This is a genomic window from Acinetobacter tibetensis (assembly GCF_023824315.1).
GTDB lineage: Bacteria > Pseudomonadota > Gammaproteobacteria > Pseudomonadales > Moraxellaceae > Acinetobacter > Acinetobacter tibetensis.
In genome coordinates this window covers 1,234,135-1,257,761 of sequence record NZ_CP098732.1, presented here as the reverse complement: position 1 = coordinate 1,257,761, position 23,627 = coordinate 1,234,135, and the positions used below count along the sequence as shown (strand labels likewise).

At 37.2% G+C, this 23,627-nt stretch carries 28 protein-coding genes; 9 read left to right on the top strand and 19 right to left on the bottom strand.

What is annotated here, in order from left to right:
* Nucleotides 1-141: 141 nt before the first annotated feature.
* Nucleotides 142-594: an Lrp/AsnC family transcriptional regulator gene (locus M5E07_RS06170; RefSeq protein WP_016166574.1), complete on the bottom strand. Its 453-nt coding sequence runs from the start codon at nucleotides 592-594 to the stop codon at nucleotides 142-144.
* 141 nt (nucleotides 595-735) lie between these two features.
* On the opposite strand from M5E07_RS06170, the gene M5E07_RS06165 reads away from it, so the two are divergent.
* Complete coding sequence (locus tag M5E07_RS06165; protein ID WP_252223068.1) at nucleotides 736-1,488, top strand: AzlC family ABC transporter permease; 753 nt, start codon at nucleotides 736-738, stop codon at nucleotides 1,486-1,488.
* The gene (locus tag M5E07_RS06160; protein WP_252223066.1) at nucleotides 1,485-1,784 is read left to right on the top strand and encodes an AzlD family protein; all 300 of its coding nucleotides are present in this window, start codon (nucleotides 1,485-1,487) and stop codon (nucleotides 1,782-1,784) included. The genes M5E07_RS06165 and M5E07_RS06160 overlap by 4 nt, the downstream gene beginning before the upstream one ends.
* A gap of 23 nt (nucleotides 1,785-1,807) precedes the next feature.
* Here M5E07_RS06160 and M5E07_RS06155 read toward each other — a convergent pair whose 3' ends face one another.
* Nucleotides 1,808-2,113: a hypothetical protein gene (locus tag M5E07_RS06155; protein ID WP_116763264.1), complete on the bottom strand. Its 306-nt coding sequence runs from the start codon at nucleotides 2,111-2,113 to the stop codon at nucleotides 1,808-1,810.
* Between the two features lie 261 nt (nucleotides 2,114-2,374).
* Here M5E07_RS06155 and M5E07_RS06150 point away from each other — a divergent pair, with 261 nt between their 5' ends.
* On the top strand, nucleotides 2,375-2,893 hold the full coding sequence (locus M5E07_RS06150) for a hypothetical protein (protein WP_252223064.1): 519 nt from the start codon (nucleotides 2,375-2,377) through the stop codon (nucleotides 2,891-2,893).
* 46 nt (nucleotides 2,894-2,939) lie between these two features.
* On the opposite strand, the gene M5E07_RS06145 is transcribed toward M5E07_RS06150, so the two are convergent.
* Entirely contained in the window at nucleotides 2,940-3,962 is a 1,023-nt protein-coding gene (locus M5E07_RS06145) for a type I glyceraldehyde-3-phosphate dehydrogenase (protein WP_252223062.1), read from the bottom strand.
* A gap of 402 nt (nucleotides 3,963-4,364) precedes the next feature.
* On the opposite strand from M5E07_RS06145, the gene alaS reads away from it, so the two are divergent.
* The 3 genes from alaS (at nucleotide 4,365) to csrA (ending at nucleotide 8,902) form a co-directional block, all read left to right on the top strand.
* Nucleotides 4,365-7,058 (top strand): alanine--tRNA ligase, encoded by a 2,694-nt coding sequence (alaS, locus tag M5E07_RS06140; protein ID WP_171304989.1) that lies wholly within the window; start codon nucleotides 4,365-4,367, stop codon nucleotides 7,056-7,058.
* Nucleotides 7,059-7,123: 65 nt separating this feature from the next.
* A complete protein-coding gene (locus tag M5E07_RS06135) occupies nucleotides 7,124-8,404 on the top strand; it encodes an aspartate kinase (protein ID WP_131263116.1) in 1,281 nt (426 codons plus the stop codon).
* A gap of 243 nt (nucleotides 8,405-8,647) precedes the next feature.
* Complete coding sequence (gene csrA, locus M5E07_RS06130) at nucleotides 8,648-8,902, top strand: carbon storage regulator CsrA (protein ID WP_116763239.1); 255 nt, start codon at nucleotides 8,648-8,650, stop codon at nucleotides 8,900-8,902.
* A gap of 55 nt (nucleotides 8,903-8,957) precedes the next feature.
* On the opposite strand, the gene rnhB is transcribed toward csrA, so the two are convergent.
* The 3 genes from rnhB to M5E07_RS06115 all read right to left on the bottom strand — a co-directional run bounded on the left by rnhB (nucleotide 8,958) and on the right by M5E07_RS06115 (nucleotide 10,480).
* A complete protein-coding gene (gene rnhB / locus M5E07_RS06125) occupies nucleotides 8,958-9,530 on the bottom strand; it encodes a ribonuclease HII (RefSeq protein ID WP_116763241.1) in 573 nt (190 codons plus the stop codon).
* A 61-nt stretch (nucleotides 9,531-9,591) separates the two neighbouring features.
* Nucleotides 9,592-9,960, bottom strand: a complete 369-nt coding sequence (locus M5E07_RS06120) for a hypothetical protein (RefSeq protein WP_252223051.1) — start codon at nucleotides 9,958-9,960, stop codon at nucleotides 9,592-9,594.
* Between the two features lie 142 nt (nucleotides 9,961-10,102).
* Nucleotides 10,103-10,480 carry a hypothetical protein gene (locus tag M5E07_RS06115; RefSeq protein ID WP_252223048.1) on the bottom strand — a complete coding sequence of 126 codons (378 nt, stop codon included), beginning with the start codon at nucleotides 10,478-10,480 and terminating at the stop codon, nucleotides 10,103-10,105.
* Between the two features lie 229 nt (nucleotides 10,481-10,709).
* Between M5E07_RS06115 and M5E07_RS06110 the strand changes: the two genes are divergently transcribed.
* Nucleotides 10,710-11,264: a cytochrome b gene (locus M5E07_RS06110; protein ID WP_252223045.1), complete on the top strand. Its 555-nt coding sequence runs from the start codon at nucleotides 10,710-10,712 to the stop codon at nucleotides 11,262-11,264.
* A 55-nt stretch (nucleotides 11,265-11,319) separates the two neighbouring features.
* Here the strand turns inward: M5E07_RS06110 and M5E07_RS06105 are convergent, their stop codons facing one another.
* Together M5E07_RS06105 and M5E07_RS06100 are read right to left on the bottom strand one after the other, a co-directional pair.
* On the bottom strand, nucleotides 11,320-12,318 hold the full coding sequence (locus tag M5E07_RS06105; protein WP_252223042.1) for an adenosine deaminase: 999 nt from the start codon (nucleotides 12,316-12,318) through the stop codon (nucleotides 11,320-11,322).
* A gap of 63 nt (nucleotides 12,319-12,381) precedes the next feature.
* Nucleotides 12,382-13,704, bottom strand: coding sequence for an NCS2 family permease (locus M5E07_RS06100; protein WP_252223039.1), 1,323 nt, complete (start codon nucleotides 13,702-13,704; stop codon nucleotides 12,382-12,384).
* 1,294 nt (nucleotides 13,705-14,998) lie between these two features.
* Between M5E07_RS06100 and M5E07_RS06095 the strand changes: the two genes are divergently transcribed.
* Nucleotides 14,999-15,151, top strand: coding sequence for a hypothetical protein (locus tag M5E07_RS06095; protein WP_252223036.1), 153 nt, complete (start codon nucleotides 14,999-15,001; stop codon nucleotides 15,149-15,151).
* 753 nt (nucleotides 15,152-15,904) lie between these two features.
* Here the strand turns inward: M5E07_RS06095 and M5E07_RS06090 are convergent.
* The 3 genes from M5E07_RS06090 to M5E07_RS06080 form a co-directional block, all read right to left on the bottom strand.
* Complete coding sequence (locus tag M5E07_RS06090) at nucleotides 15,905-16,162, bottom strand: hypothetical protein (protein ID WP_252223033.1); 258 nt, start codon at nucleotides 16,160-16,162, stop codon at nucleotides 15,905-15,907.
* A gap of 678 nt (nucleotides 16,163-16,840) precedes the next feature.
* Nucleotides 16,841-17,080 (bottom strand): hypothetical protein, encoded by a 240-nt coding sequence (locus tag M5E07_RS06085; protein ID WP_116763258.1) that lies wholly within the window; start codon nucleotides 17,078-17,080, stop codon nucleotides 16,841-16,843.
* Between the two features lie 912 nt (nucleotides 17,081-17,992).
* On the bottom strand, nucleotides 17,993-18,790 hold the full coding sequence (locus M5E07_RS06080; RefSeq protein ID WP_252223030.1) for a BRO-N domain-containing protein: 798 nt from the start codon (nucleotides 18,788-18,790) through the stop codon (nucleotides 17,993-17,995).
* Nucleotides 18,791-18,948: 158 nt separating this feature from the next.
* Between M5E07_RS06080 and M5E07_RS06075 the strand changes: the two genes are divergently transcribed.
* Complete coding sequence (locus M5E07_RS06075; RefSeq protein ID WP_252223027.1) at nucleotides 18,949-19,341, top strand: hypothetical protein; 393 nt, start codon at nucleotides 18,949-18,951, stop codon at nucleotides 19,339-19,341.
* A 33-nt stretch (nucleotides 19,342-19,374) separates the two neighbouring features.
* Here the strand turns inward: M5E07_RS06075 and M5E07_RS06070 are convergent, their stop codons facing one another.
* From M5E07_RS06070 to M5E07_RS06035, 8 genes are all read right to left on the bottom strand, one after another.
* Nucleotides 19,375-20,151 carry a hypothetical protein gene (locus tag M5E07_RS06070; RefSeq protein WP_252223024.1) on the bottom strand — a complete coding sequence of 259 codons (777 nt, stop codon included), beginning with the start codon at nucleotides 20,149-20,151 and terminating at the stop codon, nucleotides 19,375-19,377.
* 2 nt (nucleotides 20,152-20,153) lie between these two features.
* Nucleotides 20,154-20,717, bottom strand: a complete 564-nt coding sequence (locus tag M5E07_RS06065) for a hypothetical protein (RefSeq protein ID WP_252223021.1) — start codon at nucleotides 20,715-20,717, stop codon at nucleotides 20,154-20,156.
* 140 nt (nucleotides 20,718-20,857) lie between these two features.
* A complete protein-coding gene (locus M5E07_RS06060) occupies nucleotides 20,858-21,574 on the bottom strand; it encodes a hypothetical protein (protein WP_252223018.1) in 717 nt (238 codons plus the stop codon).
* 243 nt (nucleotides 21,575-21,817) lie between these two features.
* Nucleotides 21,818-22,102, bottom strand: a complete 285-nt coding sequence (locus M5E07_RS06055) for a HigA family addiction module antitoxin (protein ID WP_201706383.1) — start codon at nucleotides 22,100-22,102, stop codon at nucleotides 21,818-21,820.
* 24 nt (nucleotides 22,103-22,126) lie between these two features.
* Nucleotides 22,127-22,408 (bottom strand): type II toxin-antitoxin system RelE/ParE family toxin, encoded by a 282-nt coding sequence (locus M5E07_RS06050; RefSeq protein ID WP_044738568.1) that lies wholly within the window; start codon nucleotides 22,406-22,408, stop codon nucleotides 22,127-22,129.
* 53 nt (nucleotides 22,409-22,461) lie between these two features.
* A complete protein-coding gene (locus tag M5E07_RS06045; protein WP_252223015.1) occupies nucleotides 22,462-22,662 on the bottom strand; it encodes a hypothetical protein in 201 nt (66 codons plus the stop codon).
* 170 nt (nucleotides 22,663-22,832) lie between these two features.
* Nucleotides 22,833-23,339 carry a lysozyme gene (locus M5E07_RS06040; protein WP_252223012.1) on the bottom strand — a complete coding sequence of 169 codons (507 nt, stop codon included), beginning with the start codon at nucleotides 23,337-23,339 and terminating at the stop codon, nucleotides 22,833-22,835.
* A complete protein-coding gene (locus M5E07_RS06035; protein WP_252223009.1) occupies nucleotides 23,323-23,583 on the bottom strand; it encodes a holin in 261 nt (86 codons plus the stop codon). The genes M5E07_RS06040 and M5E07_RS06035 overlap by 17 nt, the downstream gene beginning before the upstream one ends.
* Nucleotides 23,584-23,627: the final 44 nt, after the last annotated feature.

The window sequence follows — 23,627 nt, the reverse complement described above, 5'->3', positions numbered from 1 at the left end:
CTAGTTTAGCACGATAGTTCACACCATGCACTGAGATTTTTTACATTTAATATCATTCTCTGCACAAATCTAGCATGGCTCAATCACACACTAAGTCAACGATTGTTATCAACAAATTGATTTATTTCTACGCAATTGCAGTTAAAGGGGCAGTTCAGTCGTCTGTTTAATACTCTGGAGTGGAATTTCAGTTTTTACGTTCTGAATGCCTGTAATTTTATTTAAATGCTGAATTTGGAATTTTCGATAAGCATCTAAATCAGACACCACAATTCTTAAAAAGAAGTCACAATCACCCGCCATCAATTGGCATTCCACGATTTCAGGAATTTCTCGAACTGAATCAATAAAATGATTGACTGTTTTCGCATCTTGGCCTTTTAACCAAATTCGTGCAAATACAGTTAAGCCTAAATTTACTTTCTGTGGATTCACCAAAGCCACATACTTTTCAATAATCCCAGCATCTTCTAACTGCTTCACACGACGTAAACAAGGTGAAGCCGATAGACCAACCCGCTGTGCCAATTCATTATTCGCCAATTTTCCATCTTGCTGTAGCGTCTGTAGGATTCTTCGGTCAATTTTATCCATATCCACCCTCTTAGCATAAAATACTTTATATTTTAATTTTAGAGCAATTTTATGCTCAATATACCGCAAATATTGCTTATTTTAGCGTCAAATATCATCACAAAGTTTTTAAAATAACTTCCTACTTTGTGAGGTTCCCCCATGTCCACTTTTAAAAGCAGCTCATCCCATTCGTTGATTTTGAACAGTCAAGACCAAGCTGAGTTTTTACGTGGCATTAAAACAACGTTACCGATGCTGCTTGGTTTTGTTCCTTTGGCGTTGGTACTGGGTACTCAAGCGGCACAAAAAGGGTTTTCCATTGTAGAAGTATCCCTGCTTACAGGATTAAATTTTGCAGGTGGCTCGGAGTTTGCCATTCTGGAAGTGTGGACCAACCCTCCACAATTCCTACTGCTGATGTTCATCACCTTTTTAATCAATAGTCGACATCTCCTTATGGGAGCAAGCCTCGTCCCCTATTTAAGACATTTACCTGACCGTCAAGTCTACCCTGCGCTCTTTTTTCTTTGTGATGAAAGCTGGGCCTTAGGATTATCCAATGCACAAAAAAGGATTCATCAGGTTGGGTTAAGGCATGCATTTAATATGCCTTACTATGCAGGGGTGTGTTTAGCGCTATATGTGATGTGGGTATCAGTCACCACCCTAGGTGCTGTACTCGGTCCAGTCTTAGGAGATATTCATCCGTATGGTTTTGACATGGCATTCCCAGCCATCATTTTAGTGCTGCTACGTGGAATGTGGACTGGATTTGCTGCTGCACGACCATGGTTAGTGAGTTTGGTGGTTGCCGCAATTTCTTATTTATACTTGCCTGCGGGTTGGCACGTGCCTTTAGGTGCAATCAGTGGTGTTGCATCTGCCCTTTTCTTGATAGGAGAAGATAAATGATTCATGGCAGCACTTTAATTGCGATTCTCTTCGTCGCCTTAACCACCTATCTAACTCGCTTATTGGGTTATGTTTTATTAAAAAATAAAACCATGTCGGCTAAACACAAAAAGATTCTAGAAGTTGTACCAGGTTGTGTCCTGATTTCCGTCATTGCGCCTTATTTTGTCAAAGATAATCCAGCCGACTTAATTGCAATCGCAATTACTTTATTGGCAGCATCTCGACTGCCGCTACTTTCAACTGTCATCATCAGTATGTTAAGCGCAGCATTATTACGCCAAATTTTAATTTAAAGTTTGGCGTAATTCGCTCAAAATTAGCGATTTGTTTGCCCGACTGACTTGCTTAACAAACTCACCAATTCAGCATTTTGCAACTCCAACTGATGTGTTCTTTTTACAGTTTTATCAATTGCTTCTTGTTGTACATGCATTTTCTTGGCAAGGTCTTGCATAATTTCGAGCGTTTTCTTTAAGTTTTCTTCAAGGTGTACCACTTTCTGCTCCAGATGTTGCTGATACTCTGTATCCTCTGTGCTCTCACCTTGCTGTTTAAATTGAAACCACACCAGAAAAATAACTGCAACTGCTAATAACAGGATAAATCCCCAAATTAACATCATCATATGTTTCTCATTGTCATTATGTCTTTCTTTTATAATATGCCAAGATGACTTTAATTTTTATAAAAAATAAAAGATAAACCCGATATTTTTCAATCGCTCACTCATCATGCCTATTATTGATATCAACCGAAGCAACCAAAGCCAAACGAATGATATTTTGATACATGTTTTCTATTTCAGAAATGCACATCAACCGATATATTCAATTCGCTAACAATTATTCAACTTTAGAAAAAACTGTTCATTTGGATCATCACTATGGAATTACATAGCAATCTTTACTATCACCATCCTGATCACATCATCATGGATCAACTCGATCATTTATTCCAACAACATCAAGACAACCCTGTAACTTTTGTGCAATTGGCTAGCGCGATTAATGCGGAGTATGGTGCCGAACTTGCACAAGAACTTATTGATCAAGTGGATCAAATCGAGTATGACCTTGCACCAGAAACAGCCTATCGACTTGCTGGATTTAGTATTCTGCACTTTGTCCACGGTTCAGAGGGCGATGACATCATGGAAGCCATCCTGTTTTTCTTAAAAGCCTTAGTCCCTGCATTACATGTACAAGCATGGGGTTGTGGCGATGATGACCCTTGGGAATTCTGGTTTAAATTTGAAGGTGATGAACTCATTCGTGAAGATGATGAACCGTTTAATGATCCAGATGAAGATCTCAACATCAAAGCCGAAATCTATACTTGGTGGCATCAAGATATGCCTAAAGAAATTCAAGAAGGCTTTTTAAACGAAACCGAAGAAGAATAACGACCAAAGCACTTTATTTGCAGAACCAAATAAGGTGCTTGATGACTTATACAAAAGATTCACACAAATCCAGTAAGCGGTTGGCATAGCCCCATTCATTATCATACCAAGCAAATACTTTCGCCTGATGCCCCACCACCATAGTCTGACTTAAGTCTACAATCAGTGAATAAGGTGAATGGTTAAAATCACTAGATACCAACGCTTCATCGGTCACTTGCATAATTTCAGCATAGTCACTTTCTGCTGCACCCATCAATACTTCGTTCAGTCTGTGTACGGTAACTGGAGATTGCGATACAAAGGTCAAATCAATTGCAGCAACATTAATGGTTGGAACACGAATGGAATAGCCATCAATGCGGTTTTCCATTTTCGGCATCACTTGCTTTAACGCCCCTAATGCTGAAGATGTCGTGGGAATAATATTTTGCCCAGATGCACGAGCACGACGTAAATCTCGATGTGCATGATCCAAAACCGATTGATCAGCGGTTACCGCATGAATTTCGGTCATTAACGCAGTTTGAATCCCAAAAGCATCATCAAGAATTTTGACTAAAGGAACCAATGCCTGCGTGGTACAAGACACACTGGAAATAATTTGATCTGAAGCTTTCACTTCATGATGGTTCACGCCATAAACAATTGCCGCATCAACCGTATCAAAAGGTGCAGCACCAATAATCACACGCTTTGCCCCAGCCCGAATATGACGAGTAGCCGCTTCACGTGAACGGAATAAACCCGTACATTCCAATACCACATCAATATTTAACTGTTGCCACGGCAAATGAGCAGGTTCGGCCTCACACAAAACTTGAACTTTTAGGCTGGCAAGCCCCGCATGAATATGCAAATAAATTTGCTCATTTTCATGCTCAAGTTCGACTTTGCCCTTGAAACGGCCATGTGTCGTGTCGTACTTAAACAAGTGGATTAAGGTTTCAACATCGGCAATATCATTAATTGCCACAATCTCAAAATGGAAATCTTTAGGATTTTCGAACCATGCCCGTAAAACGTTACGACCAATTCGACCAAATCCATTAATCGCCACCTTTTGCATGACTTTTCCTTTGTATGAAACCTTAATTTAAGCTGCCTTATGTTAATTGATTTTGCACTTTAGCCAAGATATTTTCTTACAAATCCAGCATAAAATTAAAAAAAAATGATGATCCTAATGAAAAAACTTTAGCCAAATTCAACTTGAACAGCACCATCTACTGGATTGACTTAAATTTAGAAAATTTTAAAAAGTTTATTTACATAAAATAAATACAGACTAAAGGATGACTTACAATTCCATAGTTTTGTCATTAATTCATAGTAAAGTGATTGGTGCATGAGGCTTTTTCCGTTATAATTTGGCGTTTTAAAAAATTAAGCCTGTATTTTATAGAATGTGCTAAAACCACCTATAAACAATACATTTAGCCAAATTCAAGATTTATGGAGTGACTTGGTTGTGAGTACTCGTTTTATGACATCCGCTGAAATTCGCGAAGCTTTTTTAAGCTATTTTGAATCGCAAGGGCATACACGTGTCGCGTCGAGTTCTCTAGTACCCGCCAACGACCCAACATTATTATTTACTAATGCTGGTATGAACCAGTTTAAAGACTGCTTTTTAGGTCTTGAAAAACGTGATTATGTACGTGCAACCTCATCGCAAAAGTGTGTCCGTGCTGGCGGAAAACACAATGACTTAGATAACGTCGGTTATACTGCACGCCACCACACTTTCTTTGAAATGTTAGGCAACTTCTCATTTGGTGACTATTTCAAACGTGATGCCATTAAATTTGCGTGGGAATTCCTGACTGGCGATAAATGGTTAGCACTACCAAAAGACAAACTCTACGCCACGGTTTATCACACTGATGACGAAGCATTTGACATCTGGAACAAAGAAATTGGTTTAGATGCATCGCGCATTATTCGTATTGGTGATAACAAAGGTGGTCAATACGCATCAGATAACTTCTGGGCAATGGGTGATACTGGTCCATGTGGTCCTTGTTCTGAAATTTTCTTTGACCATGGCGATCATATTTGGGGTGGCTTACCAGGCACACCTGAAGAAGATGGCGACCGTTTCATTGAAATCTGGAACAACGTATTCATGCAGTTTAACCGTACTGCGGATGGCGTGCTTCACCCTCTTCCAGCACCTTCTGTTGATACAGGTATGGGCTTAGAACGTATTTCTGCGGTTTTACAACACGTAAATTCAAACTACGAAATCGATTTATTCCAGCACTTATTAAAAGCTGCTGCTGAAATTATTGGTTTAGATACCGCTGCGCTTGAAGCTGAAGCAAAAGAAAAAGGCACACCAGTTCAGTACCCTGCTTCACTTAAAGTCGTTGCGGATCATGCACGCTCATGCTGCTTCCTAATTGCAGACGGTGTGAACCCTTCTAATGAAGGTCGTGGTTATGTACTGCGTCGTATCATTCGTCGTGCAGTGCGTCATGGTAACAAGCTAGGCGCAACAGGTTCGTTCTTCCATAAAATGTTACAACCTTTAATTGAAGTGATGGGTCAAGCTTACCCTGAACTTGAAGCACAGAAAGCGCGTATTGAAGCACAATTGCTGAAAGAAGAAGAACAGTTTGCCAAAACCTTAGAGCAAGGTTTGAAATTGCTTGAAGGTGAATTAGCTCAACTAAAAGGTTCTGTGATCCCAGGTGAAGTGGTCTTCAAACTTTACGATACTTACGGCTTCCCTACAGACTTAACGGCTGATATCGCACGTGAACGTGATTTAACCATTGATGAAGCAGGCTTTGAAGTTGAAATGGCAGCACAACGCCAACGAGCACGTGATGCTGGTAAATTCGCAATTGACTACAACAGCGTTGTAAAAGTTGAAGGCGAAACTCAGTTTAATGGTTACGATGCAACGGTTGGCGAAGGTCAAATTATCGCGATTTATAAAGATGGCGAGCAAGTTGATGAAGTCGTTGAAGGTGACGAAGCCCTTATCGTACTGAACCAAACTCCGTTCTATGCAGAAAGCGGCGGTCAAATTGGTGACACAGGTATCTTCAAAAATGACACAGGTATTTTTGAAGTCCAAGACACCAAGAAATCGGGTGGCGCTTTTGTACACCAAGGCATCGTGACTGTTGGTAGTCTGAAAGCATCACAAACTGTTGAAGCAACAGTCAAAGCAGATATCCGCGCTGCAACTGCACGTAACCACTCTGCAACTCACCTTTTGCATGCCGCACTACGTCAGATTTTAGGTGAACACGTACAGCAAAAAGGCTCATTGGTTGCCTCAGACATCTTACGTTTTGACTTCGCCAATGATCAGCCTGTTTCATTTGAACAACTTCAAGAAATTGAGCGTTTGGTCAATGCAGAAGTGATTGCAAACAGCACTGTCACCACGGAACTTCTCGACATCGAATCTGCAAAAACCAAAGGCGCGATGATGTTGTTCGGTGAAAAATATGGCGATGAAGTTCGTGTACTTTCAATGGGTTCAATTATTGAAGAGAAGAACTTCTCGATTGAACTATGTGGTGGTATTCACGTACAACGTACTGGCGACATCGGCTTATTTAAAATCACTTCTGAAGGCGGTGTTGCTGCGGGTGTACGTCGTATTGAAGCAGTGACAGGTACTAAAGCTTTAGACGTTGTACAAAAAACCGAAGCGGATATTGTACATATCAATGGTGTATTGAAAGCTCAGAAAGATCAAACTGTAGAAAAAGTTGAAGCCATTGTTGAAACTTCATCTGCTTTACAAAAACAGATTGAGCAACTCAATCAAAAATTAGCAAGTTTGCAAGCTGCGGAACTTTTAAGCCAAGTTCAAACACTTGCAGGTCGCACAACTTTAATCACAACTGTTCAAGGCATGGATGCAAAAGCACTTCGTAACCTTCATGACGGTGTGAAATCAAAATTAGAAAATGCAGTAATCGTTCTTGCAGGTGTAGAGGGTGACAAGGTTAGCTTGATCGCATCTGTAGCAAAAGAATTTACTGCTTCTATAAAGGCGGGGGACATCATCAAACACTTGGCAACTGAGCTAGGTGGTAAAGGTGGTGGTAAACCTGACTTGGCACAAGGTGGCGCGCCACTAAACGAGAAGTTTGCACCAGTGATGGCAGATTTAACTGCTTGGCTTGAAGCAAAATAAAACTTCACCTTTTGTGTAACTGACCCTGATTGGCACTTCAGGGTCATGGCTTATATGGAACAACTATGGCATTAATCGTTCAAAAATATGGCGGTACTTCTATGGGTACCCCCGAGCGCATTTTAAATGTTGCTCGTCGTGTGAAGCGCTGGCATGACCACGGCCACAAGGTAGTGGTTGTAGTATCAGCAATGAGTGGTGAAACAAACCGCTTATTAGCTCTCGCGAAAGCCATTACGGACACCCCTGACCCACGCGAACTTGACCAAATGGTTTCAACGGGTGAACAGGTAACGATTTCCATGTTAGCGATGGCGCTCAATTCAATTGGCGTTGAAGCTAAGTCACTCACGGGTCGCCAAGTTGGTATTAAAACGGACAGTGCGTTCACCAAAGCACGTATTGAATCGATTGATACCGACGTAATGACTAAGCACTTAGATGCAGGTCGTGTCATTGTCGTTGCTGGTTTCCAAGGCTTTGATGCCGATGGCAATACCACAACTTTAGGCCGTGGTGGCTCAGATACTTCTGGGGTAGCACTGGCGGCTGCGCTGAAAGCAGATGAATGCCAAATCTACACCGATGTAGATGGTGTTTATACCACTGACCCACGCGTTGCACCGAAAGCGAAAAAAGTTGACCGTATCTCTTTTGAAGAAATGCTAGAAATGGCATCTTTAGGCTCAAAAGTTTTACAAATCCGCTCTGTTGAATTCGCAGGTAAATATCAAGTTCCACTGCGCGTATTATCAAGTTTTGATAATGATGATGATGGTGCATTTGATGAAGATTTCAAACAAAACGTAGGCACATTAATTACGACTGAGGCAGAAGACGATATGGAACAACCAATCATCGCAGGTATTGCATTTAACCGTGACGAAGCAAAACTCACTATTTTGGGTGTTCCTGATGAACCAGGAATTGCATCTAAAATCTTATCGCCAATCAGCAATGCCAATATCGAAGTGGATATGATTATCCAAAACGTAGAAGAAGATGGCACAACAGATTTTACTTTTACCGTAAATCGCACAGACTTGGCAAAAGCAAAAGCTATTTTAGAGCAAACAGCGAGCAGCATTGAAGGATGTGAAGTTGTTACTCGTGATGATATCGTTAAAGTATCAATCGTTGGTGTAGGTATGCGTTCGCATGCAGGTGTTGCGAGCAAAATGTTCACAGCATTGGCAGATGAAAGCATTAATATTTTAATGATTTCAACATCAGAAATTAAAATTTCTGTACTTATTGAAGAAAACTATTTAGAGCTTGCTGTTCGTTGTTTACACACAGCATTTGGCCTAGACCGTGAACACGGTGAGTCAAGCGCTCGCGCTTAAAAGATAATTGTCTTTTGTAAGACAATTATCTTTAAAATTCCATAAAAATACAGAGCCACTATAGTTTTTTCTATAGTGGCTCTGTTATATTAGCCCAGAAGCGTTTTAGTAAATTTCAACAGAATTCTATAAATACCCACCTATTTGTCTTTATAAGTTCTGTTAAAATTTTCTTTATAACCAAGGTTGTGTTTTTTTAACTTTTTAATCAATGCAGGTTTAGCATTTTGCAAGGAGATAAACATGCTGATTCTGACCCGTCGTGTCGGAGAAACATTAATGATTGGGGATCAAGTCAGTGTTACTGTGCTTGGTGTTAAAGGCAATCAAGTTCGTATTGGCGTAAATGCTCCAAAAGAAGTATCAGTTCATCGCGAAGAAATTTATCAACGCATTCAACATGAACGTGCGATGCACGAACACCTTCAACATATCGATCAAGATTATCAACCTTCTTTTGAAGAAGATAATTACTCCCAGAATAACTTTAATCGTTAAAATTAAATGTTATCTCCTAAAGCGGCTTTTCTAAGCCGCTTTAAATTTTTTAGCTCTAGTCAAATTGTGCCAATGCCTTTTTTACCGGTGCATAACTACGACGATGTTCCGCAATAACGCCATGCATCGTAATTGCTTCAAAATGTGCTTTGGTTGGATAGCCTTTATGCTTGGCAAAACCGTACTGTGGGTATTTCTGGTCTAAAGCCACCATGTCGCGATCGCGTGTGACTTTGGCCAAGATACTTGCTGCAGAAATTTCTGCATGTAACGCATCCCCTCCAACTACAGCCTCACAACTCACACTCAAGCCTTGTGGAATTTTATTCCCATCGACCAAAACATGCTCTGGATCTATCTGTAATGCTTCTACTGCACGACGCATTGCCAAAAGTGAAGCCTGCAAAATATTGATTTGGTCAATTTCTTCGTGACTTGCTTCCGCAATTGCCCATGCCAATGCTTTTTCTTGAATCTCTACAAATAATTTTTCACGCTTTTTCTCTGTGAGTTTCTTTGAATCATTTAGACCTTCGATCAGGTTATTCGGGTCAAGAATTACCGCTGCAGCTACAACCGAACCAACTAAAGGACCACGCCCCGCTTCATCTACACCAGCAATAAACATAATTTACTCACAAAAAATTGGCTGCATTTCAGCAGCCAATCAAAGTCAATGGAATACCAAACTATTTTACCACTTCTGACACACATGCATTCATAGTTTTCGCCACTGCAACACCTGTTAAAGCTGTTCTTGCTTTAGAGTCCACCGCAGCAAGCGCTAATTCAGAAGGTGATAGTACAGTGGGTGCATTTTTTCCTACACACTTACAAATCTGGGTCTTCTTTTCTTTCTTCTGGGACTTTGTCATTAATTTACTTGCAATTTTCCAAGCAGCAAAGTCATCAATATCATGATTACATTTGGTCTGTGCAGCAAACTGAATTGCAGAAGTCCCCAATTTTAAATTACTTTGCTCACTACTTTGTACGGTGCTACAAGCAGCTAAAGCAAAGACTGCTGAAAGCGCTAAAAAAAATTTATTCTTATGCATGTATTTACCATTTTAGTTGAATAACATCATAGTTAATTTAACGGTTTGATCACCTGAAAACGACTTAAAATTACAAGAAAATATAAAATTATTTTTTTAAGAACAAAGCCGAGAAAATTCAGCTTCGTTCTTATCTTTGACTTTATTTCTTCAATGCTTCTGAAACACAAGCATTCACAGTTTCAGATACAACTTGGTTAACAATCGTTGCTCTTGCAGTAGGATCGATTGCAGCAGTTGCTAAATCCAAAGTCGTCACATTTTGTGGTGCTTTTTCGCTCACACAACCACAAATATCCGTTTGAATATTTTGTTTTTGCTCCGCAGTCATAAGTTGTGTAGCGGTTTTCCAAGCAGGTGTATTATTTAATTCTGTCACGCATTTTGAATTAATTGCAATTTTGATTGCTGCCATGCCCACTTGCTGACTTGTTGTCGCAGTGGTTGTTGCTGTTTCTGTGGTAGCACAAGCAGTAAGTACTAAAATAACAGGTGCCAATGCAGCTAATCTTTTTTTCACAATATTACCTTGGTGATCAATTTAAAGTAGGGCTATTGTGCCGTAACACCCATAAATATAAAGCCCTGATTAAGCTGATGATCAATTGTTTGCATAATTTACCAACAAAAGCTTAGCAAATAAAATCAGCGTTGCAACAAATATACGCATCGTTGCAGAATCTGCATTTTCTTGTATTTTTAATTTCAGTAAGATTATAAAAATTATTCAACCTATTTATTCATACTTTATGAAAAATACAACACCCTATTACACGCGCACTGCACAAGTATTACACTGGCTAATGGCAATTATTTTTATTGTCGCTTGGATCATTGGTTTTTATAGCGGAAACTTTTTAAGCTATGAGACTGATGGTAGCTTCAAAGGTGACGTCATCACTTTACACAAAAACATTGCTACGACCATTATCTTTTTGGTCATGATCCGTATTTTCTGGCGTTATACACATCCAGCCCCTTCACTACCTGATAGCATGTCGCCAACAATGAAAGTATTGGCACATCTTGGGCATTTGGCTTTATATCTAATGCTACTTGCCTTACCAATCACGGGGTGTTTATTCAGTTGGAGTGCAGGTCATCCTGCACCTGTTTTATATATGTTTGAGATTCCTCGCCTTCTAGAAGAAAACTATGATGTATTGGAAATTGTAAAACCGTTACACATCTATCTGTCTTGGGCAGCAGGTTTATTGGTTATCGGACATATTGCTGCTGCATTAAAGCATCAATTTATTGATAAAGATGGTGTGCTCAGCAGTATGACGCGCCAACCTAAGTAAAACGAAATCATAAAAAAACCGCACAATCACGTGCGGTTTTTTTATATCAAAAGAATTACAAACTTTGAATTTCTGCAATCCATTTTTGCTTTTCAGCATCACTAATAAATGATGCTTCAAAGGAATTTTGAGCCAACTTTTTCAACTCATCATTTGATAAAGACAATGCTTCAGTAATGGCAACAAAATTGTCATTCATGTAACCACCAAAATAAGATGGATCATCTGAATTCACTGTAACATGCACGCCCTGTTGCAATAAACGGCGGATGTTATGCTGTGCCATATCATCAACTACACACAGCTTTAAGTTACTGAGTGGACAAACCGTTAACGGCATTTTCTCTGCAATTAAACGCTGCATTAAAGCAGGATCTTCTTCTGAACGTACACCATGATCGATACGGTTGACTTTAAGTAAGTCTAAAGCTTCCCAAACATATTCTGCTGGACCTTCTTCACCCGCATGTGCAACAACCAAGAAACCTGCTTCACGTGCTTTGGCAAAGACACGTTCAAATTTTGAAGGTGGATGTCCAACTTCACTAGAGTCCAACCCAACACCAATAATTTGATCTTTAAATGGCATGGCTTGTGCCAATGTTTCAAATGCAGCTTCTTCACTTAAATGGCGCAAGAAACACATAATTAAACGTGAACTAATGCCATATTTGGTTTGAGCATCATCACAAGCACGCTGTAAACCATTAATTACGGTTTCAAATGCGACCCCACGATCGGTATGTGTTTGCGGATCAAAGAACATTTCTGTATGCATGACGCGATCTTCATGACATTTTTCGAAATATGCCCAAGCCAAATCATAGAAATCCTGCTCATGCACCAGTACGTTTGCACCTGCATAATAAATATCTAGGAAGGATTGCAGGTTATGAAAATTATAAGCTTGCTTGACTTCTTCAACTGATTTGTAAGGAATTTCAATCTGATTACGTTGTGCAATTGCAAACATCTGTTCAGGCTCAAAAGTCCCTTCAATATGAACGTGTAATTCCGCTTTTGGTAAAGCACGGATGAGCTCAAGTTGATTCATACCTTATCCTTAAAAAGAAAAAAGGGCGTAAACAAGTTTACACCCTTAACATTGGTGTGGGTATTAACCACCAAAAAATGCAAATTTAATTGCCCAAAGCACTGCAACAATCCAAACCATATAAGGAACAGTTGAAGCTTTGCCTGTACATAATTTAATTAACGCATAGCTAATAAAGCCCATCGCAATACCATCTGCAATTGAGTATGTAAATGGCATAAATACGATAGTTAAGAATGCAGGTACAGCTTCAGTAATATCATCCCATTCAATATGGGTAATCCCCTGAATCATCAACACACCCACAAATAACAATGCAGGAGCTGTTGCAAAACCAGGTACAGATTGTGCTAATGGAGCTAAAAACAAACACAAGATAAATAACACACCAACCACAACAGCAGTAAGACCTGTACGACCGCCTGCTGCTACACCTGCTGAAGATTCAATATATGGTGTTGTTGATGACGTACCTAATGCTGCACCTGCAACAATAGCTGTTGAGTCAGCAAATAATGCTTTTTTCAAACGAGGTAATTTACCATCTTGTAGTAAGCCAGCACGATGCGCGACACCTACCAAAGTACCCGTTGAGTCAAATAAGTCCACCAAGAAGAAGACAAAAATGACGCCCACTAAACTCGCGGTAAATAAGCCTTCAAAATCCATCTGTAAGAATGTTGGTGCAATTGAAGGAATTTCTCCTACAACACCTTTGAATTCGCTTAACCCCATCATGGTAGAAATTGCAGTCAGTACCAAAATACTGATGATAATCGCACCACGTACTTTAAACTGATGTAGTACCACAATCATTAAGAATCCAAACAACGTCAACAATACTGTGGGTTGCTTAAGATCACCTAAACCAACCAATGTTGCTGGATTATCAACAATAATGCCTGAGTTCTTTAACGCAATCAGCGCTAGGAACAAACCAATACCGCCGCCAATCGCAAACTTAAGCGACATTGGAATTGCATTGACAATCGCTTCACGGATTTTAAACATGCTAATGGCAATAAAAACTAAACCAGAAACAAATACTGCTGCCAAAGCGGTTTGCCACGGCACACCCATTCCCATACAAACAGAATAGGTAAAGTAGGCGTTAAGTCCCATACCAGGTGCTAAAGCAATTGGATAGTTCGCAATAATCCCCATCACTAAACAGCCAATCGCTGCTGCGAGACATGTTGCGACAAAGACAGCTCCATGATCCATCCCTGTTTCGGATAAAATCATTGGGTTAACAATAATGATGTAACACATGGTTAAAAATGTGGTTACACCTGCAAGAACTTCAGTACGAAAAGTCGTCTTGTTTTCGCTTAGTTTAAATAAGCGTTCAAGTACGTTTTCTGAAGATGGATTAGGAGTCGTCATGACCTAGCCCCTGTAAAAAAACATTATGCCAAAATTCCGAATTGGGCTAAAAATTAAACTTTTTGCCATTTGATTCTCGAAATTTAAAGCAATGGGTATGCCAAATATCTGATGCTTTTTCCAAGCTAAATAAGGAAGCTGTTGTTGCATAACATAAGACTCCCTCATACAAGTAAACGAAAAAAGCTGCATAAATTATGCAGCTTTGATACTTATACTTTTTAAATCAATAGCTTAAATAAAAAACATAAACATTTCTTTAAATTCGGCGTGGATTATAACATATTGATTTTCACGTTGTTTCTAGAATTTACGCACGACAGCGACTAAACCTAAAAAAACGAGATACAAGTAAATTTAAATCTTTAATTACAAAAATGAATTCATACTGCTATTGATCTTTTTTTCTCAAAATATTTTTTGATTGAGCATCTGCTTCAATTTTCTGTAACGAACTGTGTGCTTCATTTATCAAACGGTCAATTTCTTGCTTTTGCCTGCTCTCAGATTCGTAATATACACTCAAGCCTAAGATACAGACCATCAATAGAAACACGGGTATAAGGAACTTTTTCATTATAATAAAATAAATTTTTTAATTATTGGTAAAATATACACTATAATTTTTTCTAGTTCACTTTGTTTAGGGAAAATAGAATCTATTTAGCACAAATATAGTTTTTAAATGACTGGATGATATATTTTTGAAATTTTACGCTTCTGTACACAATTTTTTGACCAATCAGCACCTTAATTTACCCTTTAACATTTTGATAGTTCATTATGATTGAAGATAGTTTAAATTTACTTTAAGGTCATGAAAAAGTCTTTTTATATCTTATTTCTATTCAATATCTTAGCTAAAAAACTTCCACTGCTCTGTATTTAAAGCTCTCACACAAAGACTGGATCATAGTTATTCGTGTATTGTTTACTAAAAATTCACCCAATGGACTGAGTCGGGATTACGTAATCTTCGGAAATAAAAGAAACATAATTCACTTTAGCACATGAAATTCGGTGTGATTATGTGTCAATTTTGAACTTATCCTAACAACAACATAAGCTTATTATCATGTTGTTCCTGAGCTGCCCCTCCCCCATCCAAAAAATAGTTAAATCCTTTATAAGTGGCAATATACGGACACATATTGTTAAAAACATTAATTTCTTAAATAGACTTACGTTTGAACATATCTAGTTAGTCAGGAACTATTGTCCTGCTTCACCTTGACTTTAGACTTACTCCATAGTTTTGAGTTCAATTACTAACTTTAGATTTGGAATATAAATTATGGAACAATATCTTAAAGAAACTTCACTACTCGATTATAACCAACACCAGCAACAACTTAGCTTTATTCAAGAGATAATGTTCAAAAATATAGTAAGACATTTAATGAATAAAAATGTTGATAATATTAGGAATGCCAAGATTGCCGAGTAACTGAATTCAGTTAGCATATATGTGTAATTGATTGAAAATATGTATTTTTTAAATTTAGTATTATTATCTGTGTGATTCATAGACATTCTTTCAATATGATTGGTGTCTATGAATACAGAAATAAAACCACGATTTGTATGGGTTAAATTATTTAAAGAGATCACCAATGTAGGTCTGGTTTGTCAAAGATGTACATTTCTAGACCAATGTTACGCAGGTGGTGGGAAAAATATTCTGCGCAAGGTCTTTATAGATTAAATGCCCAGAGTGAATATCCATTAAAGTTTCTGAATACTCGAGTCAATGCGGAACTAGAAGCCTTAATATTTGAAATGCGCTCGGCTAGAAATATTGGTACTCGACGTTCAATAGAGCTGATAAGACTGTATCAAGTCTATTTCTCTTAGTGACTATCTATAAGGTGCTATCCACTCATCAAGTCAAACTGATTTTAAAAAACTCTGTCATAAAATAATTTTCATTCAGGATAGACGCTCACTATCAGGCGATAGACTTTAAATTGATCCCACTACAGTATAGTTCTCTCGATGGCTGCACACGATATTGTGTTTAAGGCTATATAAATATCGAACAGCAGCGAATACTTTCAACTTAACTGCATGATTGAAGGAATGGTCTTATCAGATGAGGTCCAAATACAATACAGCTCATCGAATGAACACATTCGACACGTCAATTACAAGAGAGATTTAGAGATCGTCCAATTAAAATAATCTCTATGAACGATATACATTATTCCGCATAAAACTCTTCATTAGACATAAACCCTAAATAAGTAATACACGTTGCGAATATGTCCATAATTTGTGGATGCCCATTATTCTCTAGCCAATCTTTTCCTAGCATCGAAAAATGCTTCACCATGGCTGCATTCATGTTTTCATATTTCTCCTCCATTGAAAGGAATACGACATGATTCTTAGGGAATGGATTGCTATCTTGTAAAAAATTCAAGTTAACCATGTACCAGTGTAATTTCTTAGTTGTCATTTTTATTCTCGAATCATTAGCCAATAACTTTTTATATTATACGACGATCAATCAATTCTTGATCAGTTTGCTTGTAACTTCCCTTAAACTTTACAATGTTTTAAATATCAATAACTGAATGCATCGATGCAAGTTGAGCTGTCCAAACTCCAAGTAAGATATTAGGAAACTATATGCGGCCAAATACGTAATTCCTTATTTTTAGCTAGTTTTCTCATCATTCTTATAGCCCTACATAAAATAAAAACTATATTTAGAAGTATGTTTGTCACTATTAAGACTATTGCGATAGAAGTGAGATTCCAGAATATTTTCACAAAACTTGCTGGTTTTAAGTTGCTAGCTTCGATTGTTGCACCTAGAAGCTTAACTAATATTTCGTATCGTAATGACTCATATTTTTGATCATTACTTCATCTAAAGGTTGGAAATTAAAAACCAAGAATTGCCGTTGTTGGCTTTTTGCTTTTGTACTTATTATTCAGCTTTCATCACTCAGATCATCCTTTGTGATTTGTCGCATCCCCTCTTACAAAAGTTTTTTTACAGATTACTTGTGAACATTTCATATAAGAAAGGTTAAACCAACCCAGTTATGTTTTTTAGAGTTATTCTTTCAAAAAAAATGCTCAGATAATTTTCATCATCTGAGCATTGTGGGTCGTTTAAACAATTAATTTAATTCAGTTTTGAAACATAAATTTCGTAATGTGGATTTGTATTCTTATTTGAAATCACTTCATCTATTACGTATTTTTCAACAATTCCATCGGGCAATGAATGGTAAAGAAAATCTCCCTCTTCAACGGGTATTTCTATGTCTTTACTAGTAATCATTATTGACTGAACGATACAATATTTTAAAACCAACTCCTCTCCTGTACCATTTTTTATTAATTTTAAATCTATTCTATTCATCACTTTAGGTCTCCTTTAAGTGATTAATTTATTCTAGATAAATCATTATGATTATTAGCATTTTGATATTAGGCTGTAAAGAAGAACTCCTTTCACTCTGAACAGATATTGTTTCATTTTGTTTATTAAATTTTACTATTCGGTCCAATTATAGAAATACTAGTTTGAAAACATAATTTTGCTTTAGATATTTAGAACGACTGATTATTTATGTGATTTTTACTCAGTTTTTTCCTCAAAGTATGCTTTATGTTTTGTAGCCCCCTGTTACAAACCCAATTTATTTACTCATAATGTCAGACTTTCAATGATGCTCATGGTTTGAAGAGTAAATTCCCAAAAGGTTATGCTCTTTTACCGTAGACCATAATAGATACGGACCTACTACTGCCACGCTACCTAGGTTTAAGTAATTTCATATGTACCCACCATCTTAGCGAAGTTATATGAAAATTGAGCACAATGTTTTATTGAACGCGTTCCAACCGTATTTTTGCCACAAATCCTGACACAAAATGAGCTTTATTAGCAGAATTAAATACAGCAATTAAAGGAGGTGAAGCAAATGAAAGGCATTAAAAAAGGTTTATAAGCTACTGTTTTCGCTTATAAACCTTTGATAAATATATGGTAGGCATATCCAGACTCGAACTGGAGACCTCTACGATGTCAATATCAAGCTATGACCTAATATAAGCCATTGGAATATAACAATTTGATAGGTTATTTTTGAGCTTTTTTTAGTCAAAAATTTACCCAACTAGACCCAATAAAATCAATGATTTAGAGCATCATTTCTCTACAACTTTTCTAGCCCTTTCCCTAAAATTCTTAATAGCAAATTTATCTTATAAATTGCTTTGCCAGAGCTATAACGCAATTATAAAAAACCGCCCTTTCAGGCGGTCATTTTTACTTGATTAGGCTGTACCTTTCATGCGGTAAAGTGTTCAGCTCAAACATGTGTTGGTAGTCATACGCTGGCAGTTCTACATTGTACTTTTTGCATAGATCCGATATGGCATAGGTCATATAGAACATATTGTCATGCAGCATATAGACCAGTTGTGGATTGAGCTTTGCCAGTGCTGGGCTATGGGTATTCCACCATGCTTGAAACAGCCGAGCATGACCACAGAGCATTTCTATAGTTTGGTTTTCATCTATATGAATGTCCCCTTTAGCTTTGATTTGCATGGTTTCTAGGTAGTCCACTGCGTCTTGAAAGTGGATGGCAAAGAGTTCGCTATAACGTGGGATGCGAAAGTGCTTGTTATGTCTAGCCCAGAGTTCGGTACGTTTCTTTGTGCTGCCCTCACAACGTCGGTCGACAATTTCTTTAAGTATGGCTTGTTGCTCTGAGTTGATTTTTACTCGAGTATCAATCTGCTGATGCTGTATTTCATTTTCCAGTACGTCGAGTACCCATTTGCGGAATTCTTTGGCGACTGGTGTTTTTGCAAACATAGCGATTAAATGACAACCGCGAAGTGAAAAAACCCGTACGCCCAAATTGGGCGTCTGAGGATTCTCAATCATCTGTGTCATATCGGAAGTAAATTCATCAGACTTACGGTTAAATACTTTGGTTACTGCATCTGCTTGCTTATAACCTAATGCATTTGCTAACTCAGCAGATGTAATCCAAATTTGATCATCCTTTCGTTGGATTGGATGAAATTGTATTGCGTTAAATGATAGACTGTTCATATCAGTTTTCTCTCTATGAAGATTGATAACTCGCCCCGTGATCCGCCAAGATTGTTCGGGGCGTTTTTATTTAAGCTTTAATGACATGATTATCTTGTCATTGAGTTTAGTATTTCATAGTGTTATTATCATGTCAAATGTATTTACGAGCACATATAATGGCTGAAAATAAAACTGGGAGAGCAGTTTCTCAAGATGATTGGAAACGTACACAAGTCCGTATGCCTCAGGAACAATATGAATCACTAATGGACTATGCCGAAAAAAATAATCTATCGCTAAATACGGCAATGCTTGAACTAATGGACTTAGGTTTCAAATCTAAAGTAGAGGGAAAATCTGGTCGTTCTATTTATTTTAATGATGTGAACTGCATTGAGGATTACCCAAAAGAGCCGTTACAAGAGCGTACAGCACGTGTTGAGCAAATGATCTCAAGAATTTTTTATGACAATCCTGAATACCAGCTAATCAATATTGAAACTTTAAACGATGGAAAGAAGATTCGTTATTGGTATTCTATTCCTAGAGGTGAGAGTTTTAGGGATTAAAAAAAGCACCGTGAGGTGCTTTTTTAACTTGAATTAATTAGTTCTTTCCATTACAAAATCAATCAATTCATTATATTCCTTTTTAGAATTAGCTTTTTGATTCACATCAATACGAAAAGCCGATTTTTCCCGAGGAGGAAGTTGATGAATTTTCTCATCAAGTAATAACTTATCTTTACTATAAAGGTCATTTAACACTGTAATTTTTAAATCTAAAAAAGACTTACAGTTTAAATCTTTATAAAAATCAGTATTAACCAATTTTCTTTGTGTTATTTCACCCATAAATATTAAAATATTTTCGTTAATATTCTTATAATTATTCTCAATATCTTCATCTAAATATGAGTTCAATAAATCTATTACTTCCTTTCTAGTGAAACTTTCAATAGAATTATTCAATAACGTTTTTAATACTAATCTACCTACATTTTCAAGCTTCTTATAATTAATGCCAATTATATCAAAGTGAGTATTCACCAAATCAGGGATAGATGTTTCACCATCTGTTTGCTCAATTAATAACTCATCTTCTTTTAAATCATTGTCAGAAAAATAAATAACATCAAGAGGTGATAGTGTTTTCTGATTCGGAGCCGTAACTAAAGCAATTATTGATTTAGCGAGAGTTGATTTATTAACCTCACCATCTGAACTAACCTTCCATAAGGATAAGGTATTGTTATGTGTTTTTAGGCATTTAGAAAAAGGATCTGCACTAATTTCATCAAAATTACCTAGAGCAATATTAATCTGTTCTTCATCTTCAGGCCATACATCAGAATTTAACCGTCTAACAAAATAAACCATTCTTACACCATTAAATTTCTATTATCAGCAAGAATTGCTTGTCTATATTTTTCCAACCTAGGCTGTTTAATTACATCCATTTGATTTAGAAGACTATACGCATCATTTCTTCCTTCTAATATTAAACTTTCCAAAAGCTGCAGTGCGCTCCTTTTAACTTGAATAAATTTAATAGAAACGGCTTGAGCGATCATTACAACGATTGAAAAAATTAGTAAATGACCTTCAATAAGTGCTAATAATCTTAATAAGTTACTAAGTATATTTTCCTTAGATAAATTACTTAAATAAAACTCACTTAACCAATTAGATGTTACATCAAAGTTAAGCTTTAAATGCAGCTTTAGTTCATAACTTAAACTTAATAACTCTTCATCTTCAACAAATGGATCCCTTAATGATTTATATAAGATTGGTTCAAATTTCTTTTTCAATTGAATTTTATAAAGCTCATTGTAATTAACCTCAGAGTGATTAATAAAACCATCAATGTAATTAACCAAATCAGTAGTACTTATTTTACTTACACTAGAAGTACTTATTCTATTACTAGATTCGAACTTCATATTTCGACTAAATTTAGAAAAATCACCACTTGATTCATAACTATGATTAGTAGTTATAAACTTAGACAGTTGATTAGTCGATTCATATAGACATGATGAGTATTTCTCATCAGAAGATATAATATACTTGTTACGCATAATTATAATGTATCACTAAAGATTTCATTTGACAAAAGATCAATAATATCTAGTGAAAATTTATTATTTTCACTTACAACAGTATTAACATCTATCTTTTTAACATTCCCTTTAAATTTTTTGGTACCATTTATATAATTAATTTCAGCTTCACTATAATATCCAAGTGTTTTTACAATATTAAAATCAATACCATCAATACTCTTTCTTTTAACGCTATTATGCTGAACCTCAACCAAATCATCACTTAATGATTCACTTGGGAAATGAGCTTGATTATATTCGATATTCAACCCTTCAGAAAAATAATTAACTACAAATCCCAATCTGTAAATATTATTAAGCTTAGTTACATTATTAATTAATCTTAAATATTCTTTCACTTTATTTAAAAAATCACAAACACCGATATCATCACTTTCCAAATCACTATTATATGCAATTTCGATTTGTTCAGGTAGAAAGTTAATAATCCAACGATTATCCAAGCTAATCAAACCCAAAGTTTTACGTATCACGGTTTTAGGCTGATTATTACCATTCATTTGGAACTGAAAAGTTTGAGCCTCTTGTACTCTCGGAAAGAAATGTTGCTCTATGAATAGATCCATGAACTGCCTAATCAACTGTGTATTGGTGGCATCAGGCGTAACATAATTTGTATTTATAATAAAAAAATAATTTAGTAGTTTGTAATTCATTTCAAAAGTACTTTTCAAATTTAGCCTGCTTATCTTCACATATTTTTGCTTCTGAATAAAGAACTTAGGTCAAATAATTTATAATAGATCATAGTATTGATTTCTTATATTTTTCAAAAAAGTAATATTTTTCGTCTAACAATTTCTACTAAAATAGCCTTCTTCTGGCAGTGCTTGAGGTAAAGCATGTGACTGCTTGCTGGGTGGATATGGTACAAAGTGCCCGAAGAAGAAAAGATAAAGCGCCTCACGGCGCTTTACTTATGCAAAATCCTGAACCAATTTCTTTATAACTGGTCGCTGACGTTGGCTGGCATTCCATAAGTCATACTGCATCTGCAAATTCAACCAAAACTCTGGAGAAGTTTCCAAAGCCTCGCTTAAACGAATTGCCATATCTGCTGAAATACCAGTATGACCATTCAAAATACGAGAAAGATTTGCACGAGTAACGCCTAGTGCTTGAGCCGCCTCCGTCACAGGAGTTTCACCAATATATTCCCGTAACATTTCACCAGGATGTGGTGCATTGAACATCATATTCATCTTAGTACTCCTGCGCTGAAAGGCTTAGTGATAGTCCAGATAATCCACAATGTAGACATCACCATCTTCAAATTTAAAAATTACCCGCCAATTACCGTTTACAGTCAGCGACCATTGATCTTGTAGATTTCCACTTAACTTGTGCAATCGCCAATTGGGTGGAGTTCTTAGATCATTCACTGTGGAAGCAGCATGTAATGCTGCAAGGATTAAACGTAATTTGGCAGAATGCGCTGCTTGAATACCTGCTGTTGTACCAGTTTGGAAAAAAGCCTGAAGACCTTTATGTTTAAAACTCTTAATCAAGCTTTAGCATCCATTCGTATAGCGTATATATACAATATACAGTAATAGAAAAATTATTCAATCTCTTTTACAGCCTCTATCCCGCAGCTATACCCAAGTGACTTATCAATCGTATGAGTCACTTGTTCAATCATCCATGAACCATTTATCCCATCTCTAACCTCACTGATCTCTAAGGGCATTTCCGCAGAAAGTAATGGATTACCTGGTAATGTCAGACTTAAGGTTTCCTCTCCACGTTTGGCTGAATCCAAGGCAGACTGCGCGGCAACTTGTGCACTTTTAGCATCCGGATAAATATGCCTGAGTCTTTTTACTGTCCAGCTAAGTGATTAGTGTATGCAATTTGCAACACCCATAAAATAAAAATGGCCGCGAATGCGACCCAGTATTTGAACTTCCATAAGGCTATAAGTATCGGCATTTACTGCACCTCCATACATTTTTGATAACGCTCTTGCTGACGAACCCAAACGCCATAACAGCCGTTCTTACGAATTGAGCAATCTTTCTTGGCCACATACTTCCACTTCAAAAGCGACTTACAAGCGGCAACGTACTGCCCCGCTTTCAAGTTGCGGAGCATTGAAGATTGATTCCAATTGGCTTGGCCAAAGTTGTAAGTAAAGTCGAGATATACGTCATATTCCACTAGAGACAACTTCACACCAGGCATAGATTTTCGGAAAACAACTTCATCTTTGGCCACATGCGTTTTTGCCCAATCAATCGCTGTTTTGCGCGTAATCGGTGGATCGGTCATTTTGATCGATTGGCCATTCGGTTTGACTGTTGAACCGATACCCTGAGTCACAACTCCACCAGTATCTTTATAAGGCTTCGCCGAATAGCCTTCGTGTATTTCTAAAGACGTAAAAAAAGCAGCCGAAGCTGCTAATATTGCGACTGAAATTTTAGTCTTGTTCTGCATCACACTTTCCTTCAAGACTCTCTAAATATGCCTTGTGTTCAATTTCATCACGTAAATCTTTTTTCTTGGCGAAGTACCAGTTCATTGCAAAACCCGCTATTGCAATACCAATACTGACCCAAAACCCCCAATCGATTGATCCCATCCATGCGGAAACGCCTGCAGCTCCAGACCCCGCATACGTTGCTGCCTTACTTGTTGCAATTGCTGCTGATGCATCTACAATTTGCTGACTATCAGACACACCTACCCCCTATTTTCGGCAATAAAAAACACCCTACTGGGTGC

Bases quoted from the DNA above. Each gene is read 5' to 3' on its own strand.
- M5E07_RS06070 (WP_252223024.1), bottom strand. From the start codon at position 20,151: ATGGTTTATTTTGTTAGACGGTTAAATTCTGATGTATGGCCTGAAGAT.
- M5E07_RS06165 (WP_252223068.1), top strand. From the start codon at position 736: ATGTCCACTTTTAAAAGCAGCTCATCCCATTCGTTGATTTTGAACAGT.
- M5E07_RS06135 (WP_131263116.1), top strand. From the start codon at position 7,124: ATGGCATTAATCGTTCAAAAATATGGCGGTACTTCTATGGGTACCCCC.
- M5E07_RS06040 (WP_252223012.1), bottom strand. From the start codon at position 23,339: ATGCAGAACAAGACTAAAATTTCAGTCGCAATATTAGCAGCTTCGGCT.
- M5E07_RS06085 (WP_116763258.1), bottom strand. From the start codon at position 17,080: ATGAATAGAATAGATTTAAAATTAATAAAAAATGGTACAGGAGAGGAG.
- M5E07_RS06055 (WP_201706383.1), bottom strand. From the start codon at position 22,102: ATGAATATGATGTTCAATGCACCACATCCTGGTGAAATGTTACGGGAA.
- M5E07_RS06170 (WP_016166574.1), bottom strand. From the start codon at position 594: ATGGATAAAATTGACCGAAGAATCCTACAGACGCTACAGCAAGATGGA.
- M5E07_RS06105 (WP_252223042.1), bottom strand. From the start codon at position 12,318: ATGAATCAACTTGAGCTCATCCGTGCTTTACCAAAAGCGGAATTACAC.
- rnhB (WP_116763241.1), bottom strand. From the start codon at position 9,530: ATGTTTATTGCTGGTGTAGATGAAGCGGGGCGTGGTCCTTTAGTTGGT.
- M5E07_RS06080 (WP_252223030.1), bottom strand. From the start codon at position 18,790: ATGAACAGTCTATCATTTAACGCAATACAATTTCATCCAATCCAACGA.
- M5E07_RS06120 (WP_252223051.1), bottom strand. From the start codon at position 9,960: ATGCATAAGAATAAATTTTTTTTAGCGCTTTCAGCAGTCTTTGCTTTA.
- M5E07_RS06150 (WP_252223064.1), top strand. From the start codon at position 2,375: ATGGAATTACATAGCAATCTTTACTATCACCATCCTGATCACATCATC.
- M5E07_RS06090 (WP_252223033.1), bottom strand. From the start codon at position 16,162: ATGACAACTAAGAAATTACACTGGTACATGGTTAACTTGAATTTTTTA.
- M5E07_RS06075 (WP_252223027.1), top strand. From the start codon at position 18,949: ATGGCTGAAAATAAAACTGGGAGAGCAGTTTCTCAAGATGATTGGAAA.
- M5E07_RS06100 (WP_252223039.1), bottom strand. From the start codon at position 13,704: ATGACGACTCCTAATCCATCTTCAGAAAACGTACTTGAACGCTTATTT.
- M5E07_RS06160 (WP_252223066.1), top strand. From the start codon at position 1,485: ATGATTCATGGCAGCACTTTAATTGCGATTCTCTTCGTCGCCTTAACC.
- csrA (WP_116763239.1), top strand. From the start codon at position 8,648: ATGCTGATTCTGACCCGTCGTGTCGGAGAAACATTAATGATTGGGGAT.
- M5E07_RS06095 (WP_252223036.1), top strand. From the start codon at position 14,999: ATGGAACAATATCTTAAAGAAACTTCACTACTCGATTATAACCAACAC.
- M5E07_RS06145 (WP_252223062.1), bottom strand. From the start codon at position 3,962: ATGCAAAAGGTGGCGATTAATGGATTTGGTCGAATTGGTCGTAACGTT.
- M5E07_RS06065 (WP_252223021.1), bottom strand. From the start codon at position 20,717: ATGAAGTTCGAATCTAGTAATAGAATAAGTACTTCTAGTGTAAGTAAA.
- M5E07_RS06110 (WP_252223045.1), top strand. From the start codon at position 10,710: ATGAAAAATACAACACCCTATTACACGCGCACTGCACAAGTATTACAC.
- M5E07_RS06155 (WP_116763264.1), bottom strand. From the start codon at position 2,113: ATGATGTTAATTTGGGGATTTATCCTGTTATTAGCAGTTGCAGTTATT.